The sequence below is a fragment of the Specibacter cremeus genome (assembly GCF_003946885.1).
Classification (GTDB): Bacteria; Actinomycetota; Actinomycetes; order Actinomycetales; family Micrococcaceae; genus Specibacter; species Specibacter cremeus.
Genome location: NZ_RWKQ01000044.1, coordinates 13,480 through 26,591 on the forward strand (window position 1 = coordinate 13,480; position 13,112 = coordinate 26,591).

Here is a 13,112-nt window from a genome sequence, read left to right on the forward strand (position 1 = left end):
TCATGACCACCACTATTCAAAATCCCACGTCCACGCCCGAGGTGCCGGTGCGCCGGCGCCGTCCCGTGAGCGGACGGACCATCGGCCGGGCGGCCGCGCTCGTCGCCGGCACCGTGCTGACCCTGGGGCCGGTCCTGTGGACCGTCGCCTCGGCGCTGCAGTCCCCGTCGCAGTCGCTCGGCGGCGGCTCGCTCTTCACGAACGGCATCACGTTCGACGCGTTCAAGGACGTGTTCCACCAGGTCAACATGTGGCTGCTGCTGTGGAACTCGGTGCTCGTCACCGGGCTGGTGGCGGCCGGGCAGATGTTCACGGCCGCGCTGGCCGGGTACGCGTTCGCCCGCATCGACTTCAAGGGCCGCGGCCTGCTGTTCGGCATCGTGCTGGCCACCATGATGGTGCCGTTGCAGGTGACGATCGTCCCCGTGTTCATGCTCATTCGCGGCATGGGCCTCTCGGACACCCTGTTGGCGTTGATCCTCCCGGCCCTGCCCACCGCGTTCGGCACGTTCCTGATGCGCCAGTACTTCCTGGGCCTCCCGCCGGAGCTGGCCGAGGCAGCGGCGATCGACGGCGCGTCGCCGCTGCGCACCTTCCGGTCCGTGTACGTGCCGTTGGCCTGGCCCGGCCTGGCGATTGTCGGCATCCTGGCCTTCAACTACCACTGGAACGAGTTCTTCCGGCCCCTCATCATGACCATCAGCGAACAGAACTTCACGCTGCCGCTGGGCCTGGTCTCGTTGCAGGGCAACATGGGCACGGGCTCGGTGGCCACGGTGCTCGCCGGCGTCGTGCTGTCCATGATCCCCGCCGCCGTCGTGTTCGTCTTCGGCCAGCGCTACCTGCGCGAGGGCCTGACGGCCGGCAGCAACAAGTAATGAAAGGGAACCCCTTGCCTATCACCGACCCGTCCTTCCCCGCCCTGCACGGTCGCCCGGCCCGCGGCTGGGTCAACGATCCCAACGGCTGCGCATACGTCGACGGCACCTACCACGTGTTCTTCCAGTACAACCCGGACGGCCCCGTGCACCACCGGATCCAGTGGGGCCACGCGACGTCCACGGACCTGGTGCGCTGGACGGAGCAGCCGGTGGCGTTCGGGCCACGGGACGGCGGCCCCGATGCGTTCGGCTGCTGGTCCGGCGTGATGGGCTTCGACGGCGGCACCCCCACCGCGTTCTACACGGGCATCCGGGGGGCCCCGGCCGACTCGCGCGTGCTCACGGCCACCTCGGACAGCGCCATGATCGAGTGGGTGCAGTCGGAGGTGCCCGTGGCCGGCATGCCGGACGAGCCCGGGCTGACCGAGGTGCGCGACCCGTTCCTGTTCAGCTTCGAGGGCCGCGACTACGCCATCCAGGGCTCCGGCTACACGGACGGCACGCCCGTCATCCTGCTCTACCGCTGCCACACGCGCACGGACTGGGAGTATCTGGGCCCGCTGGTCACCGGCGGCAGCGGTGTCGCCGCCGCGCACGCGCCGGCGCACATCTGGGAGTGCCCGCAGCTGTTCCGCGTGGACGGGCAGTGGGTGCTGGTGGTGTCGCTGTGGAGCAGGCACGACGCCGGCCATCACCTTGGCGGGGTCGCCTACCTTGCGGGGGAGTTGAGCGAGGGCGGCGTGGGGCTGAAATTCCTGCCCGCGTCCGGCGGTCCCGTGGACGCGGGCCCCGACTTCTACGCCCCGCAGGTGCTGGCCGCGTCACTTTCCGAGCCGCGTACGCTGATGTGGGCGTGGACGTGGGACGAGTCCCGCCCGGCCGCGGACGTTGACGCCGCAGGCTGGTGCGGGGCGCTGACCTACGCGCGCTCGCTGTCGTACCGGGACGGCGAGTTGCGGTCGGAGCCCGTTTCCGAGGTTTCCTCGTTGCGTTCCGGCGTGCTGTTCCGGGGGGCCGGGTCGTTTGCGGTGCCGGCCGCCGCCCGGGCGTTCGAGGTCTCCGCCGACGGTCCGGTGCAGCTCGTGGTTGTGGACGGTGCCGCTTGCACCGTAGTGGCCGCCGTCTCCTCGGGCCGGATCCTGGTGGACGGGTCCGTGGTGGAGGTGTTCGGTTCGGAATCCGTGCCGCGGACGCTGCATGCCTACCCGACGGCCACGTCCCGGTTCGAGGTGCGTGCCCTCGGTGAATGTACGGTGCACGAACTGGCGCTGTAGGCTTCTCGGCGCGGATCCCGGTCACGCAGCCGGCGCTGCCACCGAGTCGCGGCTTATCACGGGGCACTCGAGCAGCAGGGGTCCGTTTCCCGCCGCCGGATGCGCCGGCGCGTCCTCGGCCAGAGCGCCCAGCAGCAGGGAGATCGCCTGCTCGCCCATCTCCCGGTGTGGCAGTGCGATCGTCGTCAGTGCGGGCACCGAGGGCGCGGCGATCGTCTCGTCGTCGTCATAGCCGACGATGCTCACATCCTGGGGGACGCGCAGGCCCAGCCGGCCGCAGGCCAGCAGCACGCCCATGGCGACGCGGTCGTTGGCGCACACGATGCCGGTGGGGCGGTCGGCACCCGGGCGCGGGCCGCCATCGTCCGCCACCAGCGCGTCCGTCAACAGCGCCATGGCGCCGGCGAATCCGTCGTTGATCTGCCATCCCGTCGGGATGATCGGCGCCTCGGGCAGGCCTGCGGCGGCCAGCGCCTGCCGGAACCCGGTGGCGCGCAGGCCGGGGGCGACCAGTTCGTCGGTGCCGGACAGGAACGCGACGCGCCGGTGCCCGGCGTCGATGAGCACCTGGGCGGCGGCCCGGCCGCCGGCCACCTCGTCCGGGATGACGGCCCGCAGCGATCCGGCCGGGTCGTAGCTATTGGCGAGCACGGCCGGGCCCCCGGCCATGGCGGCCGGCGGCGTGTACTCGCGCAGGCTCATGGCCGCGTACATGAGGGCGTCGACCTGCCGGTCGTGCAGAGCCGCGAACGCCCCGGCCTCCCGGTGGGCGTCGCTGTGCGTGTCGATGACGAGCAGCAGGTAGCCGGCCGCCAGGGCCGCGTCGCCGGCGCCCTGCAGCAGCTTCCCGGCGAACGGGCTGCCGGCGATCGCGTCCGTGACGACGCCGATGGTGTGCGTCCGGCTGCTCTGCAGCGACCGGGCCACGGCGTTCGGGGTGTAGTGCAGTTCCCTGGCGGCGGCGCGGATGAGTTCCTGCTTGTCCTTGGCGATGTTGCCGTCGGCGCGCCCGTTCAGGACGAAGCTGACGGCGCTGCGCGACACCCCCGCCAGCCGGGCAACGTCCGCCGATGTGGCCTTCCGCGGCATCCCGCCTCCTAAATCGTGTGAGGCCAGCGTATCGCACGCCGCGGGTGGGACTCTTTCGAGCCGGGCGTGCCGGGTTTATACGCCGAATGGGGGTAATGTTGACCGGGGGCCCGATGACCACACCCGCGGCCCGCGCGTCGGAATTTATCGCATGGATCGGTTAATTGTGGCGCAAAGCGACGCATTTCGTGTCGTATTTCACGGATTTCAAGCAGAATATGCGCACCGTGATATAAACGTTATATGACTCAACAGGCTGCTGAAACCGTAGGCGTGCTCGTTCGCGACGCACGGACCGAGAAGGGCTGGACCCAGGGCGAACTCGCCGCCCAGCTCGGCACCAGCCAAAGCGCCGTCGCCCGGATGGAACAGGGCCGGCAGAACCTGAGCCTGAAAATGATCCAGCGCATGGAATCGCTGCTGGGCACCAGCATCGTCAACGTCGGCGGCGCCCCGAAGAACTCCATGACCCACCTGCGCGTAGTCGGCGGCCGTGAACTGTCCGGCGCCGTGGAGGTCAACTCCAGCAAGAACGCCGGCGTCGCCCTGCTTTGCGCCAGCCTGCTCAACCGCGGCACCACCACGCTGCGCCGGCTGGCCCGCATCGAGGAGGTCAACCGGATCGTCGAGTTGCTGGCCAGCATCGGCGTGCACTGCGAATGGCTCAACGGCAGCGACCTGCTCATCCGGCGCCCGGCCCGGCTCAACCTCGCCGCCATGGACGTCGAGGCCGCCAAGCGCACCCGCAGCGTCATCATGCTGCTCGGCCCCCTGCTGGACGAGGAAGACGCCTACAAGATCCCGTACGCCGGCGGCTGCGACCTGGGCACCCGCACCGTGGAACCGCACATGCAGGCGCTGCGTGAGTTCGGCCTGGCCGTCACGGCGCACGCGGGCTTCTACCAGGTCCAGGCGCCGGAAGCGGACACCCGGGACCGCACGTTCGTGCTGACCGAGCGCGGCGACACCGTCACGGAGAACGCCATCATGGCCGCCGCGCTGCGCCCCGGCACCACGACCATCCGCAACGCCAGCCCCAACTACATGGTCCAGGACCTGTGCTTCTACCTGCAGGGGCTGGGCGTCCAGGTGGAGGGCATCGGCTCCACCACGCTGACCATCCGCGGCAAGTCCCGCATAGACGTCGACATCGAGTACTCGCCGTCCGAGGACCCGATTGAGGCCATGAGCCTGATCACCGCCGGCATCGTCACCAAATCCGAGGTCACGATCAAGCGCGTGCCGATCGAGTTCATGGAGATCGAGCTGAAGGTGCTCGAACAGATGGGCTTCCGCTACCTCAAGTCGGAGGAGTACACGGCCCGCAACGGCCACACCCGGCTTGTGGACATCACGACGCTGCGCTCCGCGTTGAAGGCCGCGCCGGACAAGATCCACCCCATGCCGTTCCCCGGCCTGAACATCGACAACCTGCCGTTCTTCGCCGTGATCGCCTCCTGCGCCGAGGGCACCACGCTGATCCACGACTGGGTGTACGAGAACCGCGCCATCTACCTGACCGAGCTGAACCGGCTGGCCGCGAACGTGCGCCTGCTGGACCCGCACCGCATCGACATCACCGGCCCCACCGCGTGGCGCGCCGCAGAGATCGGCTGCCCGCCGGCGCTGCGCCCGGCCGCGTGCATCCTGCTGGCCATGCTCGCCGCCAAGGGCACGTCCGAGCTACGCAACATCTACGTGATCGAGCGCGGCTACGAGGACCTGGCCGAACGGTTGAACAGCCTCGGCGCGGATATCGAATACTTCCAAGACTAAAAAGTACGACGGTGGTCGAGCCTGTCAGAGAGACCTGATTTCGACAGGCTCAATCACCGGTGGTCGAGCCTGTCAGAGAGACCTGATTTCGACAGGCTCAATCACCGGGCGGGATTTCGACAAGCTCAATCACCGGGCGGGATTTCGACAGGCTCAATCACCGCCGGCGGTCAGATCGCGGCGAGGGCCTTCGCCAGATCGGATCTGAGGTCCTCGAGGTCCTCGAGGCCGACCGAGAGGCGCAGCACGCCGTCGGTCAGGCCGATCGCGGCGCGGCCCTCGGGTCCCATGGCGCGGTGCGTCGTGGTGGCCGGGTGCGTGATGAGCGACTTCGAATCGCCCAGGTTGTTCGAGATGTCGATGACCGTGAGCGCGTTCAGCAGCGCGAACGCGGCGTCCTTCGCCGTGCCGGCGCCCGGTTCCAGCTCGAACGTGAGCACCGTGCCGCCGGCCTTCATCTGCGCCTTCGCCAGCTCATACTGCGGGTGGGAGGGCAGCAGCGGGTACTTGACCCAGCGGACCTGCGGCTGCGCCTCGAGGAACTCGCCGAGGGCCAGCGCGTTGGCTGACGAATGGGCCACGCGGAGCCCCATGGTCTCCAGGCCCTTCGTCAGCACCCACGCGTTGAACGCGGACAGGGCCGGGCCGGTGTGGCGCATGAGATTCTTGACGGGTCCGTCGATGAACTCCCTGGTGCCCAGGATGGCGCCGCCGAGCACGCGGCCCTGCCCGTCGATGTGCTTCGTGCCGGAGTACACGATCACGTCGGCGCCGAAGTCGGCGCACTTTTGCAGCAGCGGCGTGGCGAACACGTTGTCGGCGACGACCGTGGCGCCGGCCGCATGGGCCAGGTCGCACACGGCGCGGATGTCCACGATCTCCTGCATCGGGTTGGACGGGGATTCGAAGAACACGGCCGTCGTCGGCACGGACAGGGCCTCGCGCCACTGGTCCAGGTCCGGGCCGTCCACGAACACGGTCTCCACCCCCCAACGGGGGAGCAGCTCGTTGAGGATCACGAAGCACGATCCGAACAGCGACCGGGACGCGACGACGCGATCCCCGGCGGCCAGCAGCGCGCCCAGCGCCGTGAACACGGCGGACATGCCGGACGCCGTGGCGAAGCACGCCTCCGTGCCCTCGAGCAGGCGCAGCCGTTCCTGGAACGTGGCCACGGTCGGGTTCCCGTAGCGCGAGTACACGAACCGGTCCACCTCGCCGGTGAAGGCGGCCTCGGCGTGCTCCGCCGATTCGTACACGAAGCCGGAGTTGAGGAACAGGGCCTCGGAGGTCTCCTGGAAGTTGCTGCGGTCCAGGCCGCCGCGCACCGCCTGGGTGTCGGCGGACCAGGTGGCGGCGTTCTCGTTGAAGCTGCTCATTGGGTGATACCTACTTCCACGGGAGCTTGCTGTTCTTCCAACCGTTGACGACCCTGTCGCCATACGCGTCCGGCACGCCCTCGAACCCCTCCAGCACGTTGAACGCGGTGAAGCCGGCGGCCGTGGCCGCCTCGGCGGCCGCGACGGAGCGGGCGCCGGAACGGCACAGGAGCACGAGCGGCTTGTCGGCGGGAGCGGCGGCCCGCAACGAGGCCAGGAATTCAGGGTTGGCGGAGCCGTCGGCGAATGTCCACTGGATGAACAGGGGCGCAACGTCCAAGGTGGCGGTGTCCGGGACACCGATGTGCGTCCATTCGCCGGCGGTGCGCACGTCGACGAGCGTTGCGCCGTCGGCCACCTTGGCCCAGGCCTGGGCGGGGGTCAGATCGCCGGCATAGCTCATGCGTGGCCCTCGCCGACGTACTCGAGTTCCTGGACGGCGTCGGCGACGGCCGCATCCGAGGACGCGACGGCGTGCGGCAGGATGACGGCCTGGCCGCAGATCACGTTCGTGCCGTTGTACGTCAGGGCCGGGCTGCCGTGCAGCACGTAGCCGTCCGCCAGTGCGGCGGAAACCCGCTCGCAGAACGACCTGTCGTCGGGGCCGGTGATCATCCGGTAGGTCAGGGGGGATTCATCAGCGGACACGTGTACTCCTCTTGCGCGTGCGGGGCGGACAAGCGTCAATCGGGGCACAGCTCTCACGGTTCACGTTTGCACGCCCCGGCTGTGGGTAGCCGGGTTGCCGAGTAGTCACCTGAGGCACCCCGCCGGGAAGAGGGTTGCCGACCGGCAAGTCAGGGCTTGGCACCGGCACTCATTACTCTGTAGCAAAGGTACACACGTGGGAAGCCGGGTGCTAAACGCGGCGCCCAATATGGCAGAACATGAAGCGGCGCCCCGCGTGGCCGCCGCGGCCGTCCCGGCGTCGGGTGGCAGGATGGGCCCATGACGAAGCGTGCCGCGCTGGCCGGGATCCGCCTCATCTTCGCCGCCGTCATGTTCATCATCGGGGCGGTCCTGCTGCTGCGCGGTGCCGAGCTCGGGCCGATGGGCCAGGTGCTGCGCTGTTCATCCGTGGTGTGCATGGCGCTGGTCGGCATCGTGTTCAACACGCTGCTGCGCGACGTGGACCTGGGCTCGCTGCTGCCCTGGATCAACGTGTTGCTGCACTACGTCATGCCCGTGGTGGTCGTGGCCGACTGGCTGGTCCAGTCCCCGCCGCGCCCGGTCCGCTTCCGCAATCTCTGGATCGCCGTGCTGATCCCGGTCGCCTACCTGGCCTATTCGCTGGTTCGCGGGGCCGCCATCAACTGGTACCCGTACCCGTTCCTGAACCCCGGCGCGTCCGGCTACGGGGCCGTGACGGTGACGTGCCTGGGCATCGCCGTGGTGTTCATCGTGGTCAGTGCGGCGCTGGTGGGCTTGGCCAACCGGTTACGCCCCCTGGTGCGCCGCGTTGCCGGCCACGCCGCCAACTCAGTCGTGACCGAACGACGCCTCCAATAGCGCGGACAGCTCGTCCGTGAGCGCCCGCCGCACGTCGGCCGTGCCGATCTCGCGGCCGTCGAGCCGGTTCACCGGCGCCAGCAACCGGATGCTGGAGATCAGCCAGACGGCGTCGGCGTCGAACAGGTCCGCCGGCACCAGCGGCCCGTACCCGAGCTCCCAGCCGGCGGCGCGCGCCGCCGCGAACAGCGCACCCTGCGTGGTGCCGGGCAGGATGCCGCTGTCCAGCCGCGGCGTGATGAGCCGCTTGACCGGGGTGCCGTCGTCGTCGCTCACGTGCGCCAGCAGGACGGACGACGTCGGTCCCTCCAACACCTGTCCGTCACCGCTGGTGAAGATCACGTCATCGGCGCCCACGCTGTGGGCGTGGCGCAGCGCGGCCATGTTGACGGCGTAGGAGAGCGTTTTGGCGCCCAGCAGCAGCCAAGGTGCCCGCTCGGCGATGGTGCTGTCGTAGCCGCGGTCCAGCAGGATGACGTCCAGGCCGTGGGCCCGCTGCTCGGCCAGGGCGGGGGAGACGGCGGACGCCTGCACCCAGGCCGTCGGGCCGGAGCCGTCCTCGGGCCCGCGGGTCAGGATCAGCTTCACGGCGATGCGGGCACCCCCGGGGGTGCCGGCCCACGCGGCCGGCGCGGCCGCCGCAAAAGCCGCGACCGCCGTCGTGATTGCCCGCCGCCACGCCGCCGGATCCGGGGCGGGCAGGCTCATGCCGCGGGCCGAGACGGCGAGCCGGGCCAGATGTGCCTCGAGCTTGCGCGGGTGCCCGTCGACGGCCAGCAACGTCTCGAAGACGCCGTCGCCGCGCGTGACGCCCTGGTCGGTGGCCAGGATGGCGGGGACGCCGGCGTCGGCGAGGCGGCCGTCGGGGCAGGCGGGATCGAGGAACACCAGGACTGTCATGATTCCCAGCTTAGTGTGGCCACACCCGTCCCCATGCCCGGGAATCCGGGGCTTGCCGGTAGTCTGGGGGCACATTCGCATCATTGATTCCTGGGAGGACCGCTTGCTCTGGACGGCCCTGGAGATCCCCACCGGCTCGGCGCTGCTGTCGGCGATCATCCTGCTCGTGGATCTCGCCATCCGCCTGGCCATGCTGGGCATTGTCCCCGGCAACCGGCGACCCACCACGGCCATGGCCTGGCTGTTGCTCATCTTCTTCCTGCCGTTCGTCGGCTTCCTGCTGTTCCTGATGTTCGGCAACTTCCGGCTCTCCCGCCGGCGCCGCGAAACCCAGGCCGCCATCAACGCCAGGGTCGTGGCGGGAACGCGCGAGATCGCCGCCCAGGTGCCGCCGTACGACGGGCCCGAATGGATCAACTCGGCCGTGGAACTGAACCGCGAGTTGGGCTCGTTCCCGGCACTCGGCGCCAACACGGTGGAACTCATCGAGGGGTACCAGGACTCGCTGGACGCCATGGCCGCGGAGATCCGCAACGCCAAGTACTACGTCAACGCCGAGTTCTACATCATGAGCGTGGACGATTCCACGGAGAAGCTGTTCCGCGAACTCGAGGCCGCGGCCGATCGCGGCGTGCGCGTGCGCGTGCTGTTCGACCACATCGGCTCGCTGCGCGTGCCCGGCTACCGGGAGCTGGTCCGCCGGCTCAAGGCCAGCAAGATGGAATGGCGGCGCATGCTGCCGCTGCTGCCCGTCAAGGGCCAGTGGCGCCGGCCGGACCTACGCAACCACCGCAAGATCCTGGTGGTCGACGGCCATGTCGGCTTCACCGGTTCGCAGAACCTGATCGAACCGTTCTACCGGAAGCCGAACAACAAGAAGGCCGGGCGCGAATGGGTGGAGCTGATGATTCGGCTCGAGGGTCCCATCGTCGGCACGCTGAACGTCCTGTTCGCCACCGACTGGTCGTCCGAGACGGAGGAGACGCTCTCCCGCCAGCTGGACACCGAGCAGTGGGACACGTTCACCGGCGGCGTGCTGTGCCAGGTGGTGCCCAGCGGCCCCGGGTTCGTCACCGAGAACAACCTGCGCCTGTTCAACACGCTGCTGTACTCCGCGCAGCACACGATCACCATCTCCAGCCCGTACTTCGTGCCCGACGATTCGCTGCTGTACGCCATCACGACGGCCGCCCAGCGCGGTGTCCGGGTGGAGTTGTTCGTCTCCGAGGCCGGCGACCAGTTCCTGGTCCACCACGCCCAGCGGTCGTACTACGAGGCGCTGCTGCGGGCCGGGGTGCGGATCTTCCTGTATCCGAAGCCGCTGGTGCTGCACGCCAAGCACTTCACCGTGGACGACGACGTGGCCATCATCGGCTCGTCCAACATGGACATGCGCAGCTTCTCGCTGAACCTCGAGGTCACCGTCATGATGATCGACAAGGGCGTGGTGGACCAGATGCACGTGGTCGAGGAACACTACCGCGACGTCTCGCGCGAACTGCTGCTGGACGAATGGGTGAACCGCCCCGTCCTGGCCCGCTGGGTCGACAACGTCGCCCGGCTCACGGCCACGCTCCAATGACCGGGTCTCGACAAGCTCGACCACCGGTGGTCGAGCTTGGGCCCACGGCCGCGAGGGGCCCCGCCCGAGCTTGCGAGGGTGGGGAGCGGCTGGGGAGCTAGTCCGGGAACTCGGCGCCGAGCGTGGAGAGGACGCCGAACGCCTTGGCCTGGATCTCCCGCCATTCGTCGTCCGCCGACGAGTCCGCCGTGATCGCCCCGCCCACGCCCAGGCCAAGCCGGGTGCCGCCGTCGTCCGTGGGCACAAGGACCAGCGTGCGGATCGGGACCGACAGGTCGGCGGCCGCGTTCAGCGAGAAATAGCCGATCGCGCCCGAATACACGCCCCGCGGCGCATCCTCCAGCGCGTCCAGGATCGCCATGGTGCTGATCTTCGGCGCCCCCGTCATGGACCCGGCCGGGAACGCCGCCGCCACCGCCTCCGCCCGTGACACGCCGGGGGCCAGCCGCGCCTCGACCGTGCTGACCAGCTGGTGCACGGTCGCGTAGCTCTCGAGCGCGCACAGGCGCGGCACGGCCAGCGTCGACGGCTGCGCGAAGTGCGACAAGTCGTTGCGCAGCAGGTCCACGATCATCACGTTCTCGGCCCGGTCCTTCGCCGACGCCCCCAGGTCCGCGCGCAGCGCCGCATCCACCACCGGGTCCGGATCGCGCCGCCGGGTGCCCTTGATCGGCTCGGCCCGCATGAGCCCGGCCGCATCCAGGCGCAGGAACCGCTCCGGCGAGGAACTGCACACCTCCAGCGCCCCGAACCGCAGGTACGCCGCAAACGGGGCCGGGCTGCGCCGCCGCAGCGCCCGGTAGCAGTCCCAGCCGTCCAGGCGGGCCGGCGTTTCCGTGGTCAGTGCCGTGGTCAGGCACACCTCGTACGTGTTGCCGTCACGGATCTGCCGCTGCGCCGCCGCGATCTTCGCCTTGTACGCCGGCTCGGGGTCGCGGATGGCGAAATGCAGGGGAGGGAACGACGGCGTGGGCCGGGCCGGGTGCCCGGGCGCGCCAACGACGCGGCGCACCCCCTCCCGCCACCGTTCGGCCTCGTCGAGCGTGGCCCGGTTGCCCGGTTCGGCCAGCGTGAGCAGGAACAGGGAGCGCCCCTGATGGTCGACGACGACGGCCCGTCCGGCGAACAGCAGCAGGGCGTCGGGGGTGTCCGCCGCGCGGCCGGGCGCCGTGCCGCCGGTCTCGCGCTTGAGCTCATAACCCAGGTAGCCGAGCCAGCCGAGCGTGAACTCGCACGGGTAGCCGTCCGGCGCCTTCACGGCCCGGCGCCCCCAGGACGCGTCGAGCCGGCGGAAGAACGGGCCGGGGATGCGCGTGGACACGGTGCCCGCGTCCGTCCGGGCGGTGACCGTGGTGGCGCCGTCCCGGTGCTCGGCGGTGCGGCCGAAGTGCCCGGCATCGTCGGCCAGGATCGAGAACCGGGACTGGCCGGCCGGCACGTTGGCCGTCGGCAGGACGGCCGGGCCGCCCGGGCTCGGCTCCGCACTGGAGCTGTCCAGCCACACGGCGTTCGCGCGGGCGCCGCAAAGTGCGTCGAACAGGTCCTCCACGGCCAGCCCGGCCGGCCAGCCGAGGCGCTCCACCGTGAATTCCAGGCCGCGGTGCCGCGCCCGTTCCGGCGCGAGCAGCTGCTCCAGCGCCGGCAGCTCGCCAAGCCCGTCCAAGACGCGTTCCGGCGTGCCGGAGGCCGCATCCCCGGACGCGTCCCCGACCGAGGCGTCCACGACGATGTCCGCCCGCGCCCGCATGTCCGCACCCGCGAACAAGGCGTCCTCCTGGGCCGCCCACATGTCCCAGAACGGGGCGTAGGTCTCGCCGTCGCGGTCCAGCGCCCGGTGCTTGCGCGCCTCGTCCGGCGCGTCGACCCAGATCACGGCGTCCAGGAACGGCAGCGCCGAGGCATGGGCGGCCCCCACCCCCTCCACGAGCACGACGTCGGCGACGGCGCTCGTGCGGGAGGCGCCGTCGTAATGGTGCGCCCAGTCCCACCCGGACCAGTGCGCGTCACGACCCTCGGCCAGCGGCGTGAGGACGGCGGCGACGTACCTGTCGACGCCGGCGGCCAGCCCGTTCCAGCCGGGGTAGATGTCCTCGAGGTGGAACAGCGTCACACTCCGGTGCCGGCGCAGCAGGGCGGCCAGCTCGAGCGCCAGCGTTGTCTTTCCGGCCCCGGAGCGCCCGTCGACGGCGATGATGACCGGGCGGCCGGCATCAGCCACGGGCGTGCGTCAGGATGCCCGGGATGGCCGCCTGGATCAGCTGCCGGCTCGCCTCGAAATCGCGCATGTCCCCATACCAGGGGTCGTAGATGCCCAGTTGGGCCGGCGGCTTGCCGACAACTGCCGGGTCGAAGCCGCGCAGCATGCGCACCTTGGCGGCCGCGCGGTCGTCGGGCGCCAGGGCCAGCAGCGCCTCGTAATGGTCGACGTCCAGGGCCAGGATGAGGTCGCGTTCGGCGAACCAGGCCTGCTCGAATTGGCGGGCCCGGTGCCCGGAAGAGTCGATGCCGTGCCGCGCCAGCAGCCGCCCGGCGCGTTCGTCGATCGGGCTGCCGACCTCCCAGCCGGTGGTCCCGGCCGAGTCGACCGCGACGTCGACGCCGCGTTCGGCCGCGGCCGCTGCGATCATGAGTTCGGCCATGGGGGAGCGGCAGATATTGCCGGTGCAAACGGTGATGATCCGGTACGGCGACGTCATGGATCCAAGCGTAGCGCCCGAGGGGC

Annotated in this window: 12 protein-coding genes and 1 riboswitch; of the genes, 5 read left to right on the forward strand and 7 right to left on the reverse strand. The window is 70.2% G+C overall.

Going from position 1 to position 13,112, the window contains the following annotated elements:
* The first annotated feature begins 2 nt into the window (after window positions 1-2).
* Together EJC77_RS15685 and EJC77_RS15690 are read left to right on the forward strand one after the other, a co-directional pair.
* On the forward strand, window positions 3-878 hold the full coding sequence (locus tag EJC77_RS15685; RefSeq protein ID WP_125614671.1) for a carbohydrate ABC transporter permease: 876 nt from the start codon (window positions 3-5) through the stop codon (window positions 876-878).
* Between the two features lie 14 nt (window positions 879-892).
* Window positions 893-2,155 (forward strand): glycoside hydrolase family 32 protein, encoded by a 1,263-nt coding sequence (locus EJC77_RS15690; protein WP_164520450.1) that lies wholly within the window; start codon window positions 893-895, stop codon window positions 2,153-2,155.
* A 21-nt stretch (window positions 2,156-2,176) separates the two neighbouring features.
* Here EJC77_RS15690 and EJC77_RS15695 read toward each other — a convergent pair whose 3' ends face one another.
* Window positions 2,177-3,244, reverse strand: a complete 1,068-nt coding sequence (locus EJC77_RS15695; RefSeq protein ID WP_125614677.1) for a LacI family DNA-binding transcriptional regulator — start codon at window positions 3,242-3,244, stop codon at window positions 2,177-2,179.
* Window positions 3,245-3,487: 243 nt separating this feature from the next.
* Between EJC77_RS15695 and EJC77_RS15700 the strand changes: the two genes are divergently transcribed.
* The gene (locus EJC77_RS15700; RefSeq protein ID WP_125614680.1) at window positions 3,488-5,020 is read left to right on the forward strand and encodes a UDP-N-acetylglucosamine 1-carboxyvinyltransferase; all 1,533 of its coding nucleotides are present in this window, start codon (window positions 3,488-3,490) and stop codon (window positions 5,018-5,020) included.
* Between the two features lie 170 nt (window positions 5,021-5,190).
* Here the strand turns inward: EJC77_RS15700 and EJC77_RS15705 are convergent, their stop codons facing one another.
* From EJC77_RS15705 to EJC77_RS15715, 3 genes are read right to left on the reverse strand one after another with little or no spacing between them, the layout of a single operon-like run.
* Complete coding sequence (locus EJC77_RS15705; RefSeq protein ID WP_125614683.1) at window positions 5,191-6,399, reverse strand: O-succinylhomoserine sulfhydrylase; 1,209 nt, start codon at window positions 6,397-6,399, stop codon at window positions 5,191-5,193.
* A 10-nt stretch (window positions 6,400-6,409) separates the two neighbouring features.
* A complete protein-coding gene (locus EJC77_RS15710; protein ID WP_125614686.1) occupies window positions 6,410-6,802 on the reverse strand; it encodes a rhodanese-like domain-containing protein in 393 nt (130 codons plus the stop codon).
* Window positions 6,799-7,014, reverse strand: a complete 216-nt coding sequence (locus EJC77_RS15715; RefSeq protein WP_125614746.1) for a DUF1737 domain-containing protein — start codon at window positions 7,012-7,014, stop codon at window positions 6,799-6,801. Before EJC77_RS15715 ends, EJC77_RS15710 begins: the two co-directional genes overlap by 4 nt.
* Before the next feature lie 90 nt (window positions 7,015-7,104).
* Window positions 7,105-7,224, reverse strand: a riboswitch (SAM riboswitch).
* 123 nt (window positions 7,225-7,347) lie between these two features.
* Between EJC77_RS15715 and EJC77_RS15720 the strand changes: the two genes are divergently transcribed.
* The gene (locus EJC77_RS15720; RefSeq protein ID WP_125614689.1) at window positions 7,348-7,908 is read left to right on the forward strand and encodes a Pr6Pr family membrane protein; all 561 of its coding nucleotides are present in this window, start codon (window positions 7,348-7,350) and stop codon (window positions 7,906-7,908) included.
* Here the strand turns inward: EJC77_RS15720 and EJC77_RS15725 are convergent.
* Window positions 7,879-8,808, reverse strand: a complete 930-nt coding sequence (locus EJC77_RS15725; RefSeq protein ID WP_125614693.1) for an aminodeoxychorismate lyase — start codon at window positions 8,806-8,808, stop codon at window positions 7,879-7,881. The two genes, EJC77_RS15720 and EJC77_RS15725, sit on opposite strands and share 30 nt — an antisense overlap.
* A 103-nt stretch (window positions 8,809-8,911) precedes the next feature.
* On the opposite strand from EJC77_RS15725, the gene cls reads away from it, so the two are divergent.
* Window positions 8,912-10,390: a cardiolipin synthase gene (cls, locus tag EJC77_RS15730; RefSeq protein ID WP_420820326.1), complete on the forward strand. Its 1,479-nt coding sequence runs from the start codon at window positions 8,912-8,914 to the stop codon at window positions 10,388-10,390.
* A 97-nt stretch (window positions 10,391-10,487) separates the two neighbouring features.
* Here cls and EJC77_RS15735 read toward each other — a convergent pair whose 3' ends face one another.
* Both EJC77_RS15735 and EJC77_RS15740 read right to left on the reverse strand, forming a co-directional pair.
* Window positions 10,488-12,608 carry a chorismate-binding protein gene (locus EJC77_RS15735; protein ID WP_125614699.1) on the reverse strand — a complete coding sequence of 707 codons (2,121 nt, stop codon included), beginning with the start codon at window positions 12,606-12,608 and terminating at the stop codon, window positions 10,488-10,490.
* A complete protein-coding gene (locus tag EJC77_RS15740; protein ID WP_125614702.1) occupies window positions 12,601-13,086 on the reverse strand; it encodes a low molecular weight protein-tyrosine-phosphatase in 486 nt (161 codons plus the stop codon). Before EJC77_RS15740 ends, EJC77_RS15735 begins: the two co-directional genes overlap by 8 nt.
* Window positions 13,087-13,112 lie beyond the last annotated feature (26 nt).

Excerpts from the sequence above, each read along its gene's own strand:
- EJC77_RS15725 (WP_125614693.1), bottom strand. The coding sequence starts at position 8,808 with ATGACAGTCCTGGTGTTCCTCGATCCCGCCTGCCCCGACGGCCGCCTC.
- EJC77_RS15740 (WP_125614702.1), bottom strand. The coding sequence starts at position 13,086 with ATGACGTCGCCGTACCGGATCATCACCGTTTGCACCGGCAATATCTGC.
- EJC77_RS15705 (WP_125614683.1), bottom strand. The coding sequence starts at position 6,399 with ATGAGCAGCTTCAACGAGAACGCCGCCACCTGGTCCGCCGACACCCAG.
- EJC77_RS15685 (WP_125614671.1), top strand. The coding sequence starts at position 3 with ATGACCACCACTATTCAAAATCCCACGTCCACGCCCGAGGTGCCGGTG.
- EJC77_RS15715 (WP_125614746.1), bottom strand. The coding sequence starts at position 7,014 with ATGATCACCGGCCCCGACGACAGGTCGTTCTGCGAGCGGGTTTCCGCC.
- EJC77_RS15695 (WP_125614677.1), bottom strand. The coding sequence starts at position 3,244 with ATGCCGCGGAAGGCCACATCGGCGGACGTTGCCCGGCTGGCGGGGGTG.
- EJC77_RS15720 (WP_125614689.1), top strand. The coding sequence starts at position 7,348 with ATGACGAAGCGTGCCGCGCTGGCCGGGATCCGCCTCATCTTCGCCGCC.
- EJC77_RS15710 (WP_125614686.1), bottom strand. The coding sequence starts at position 6,802 with ATGAGCTATGCCGGCGATCTGACCCCCGCCCAGGCCTGGGCCAAGGTG.
- EJC77_RS15700 (WP_125614680.1), top strand. The coding sequence starts at position 3,488 with ATGACTCAACAGGCTGCTGAAACCGTAGGCGTGCTCGTTCGCGACGCA.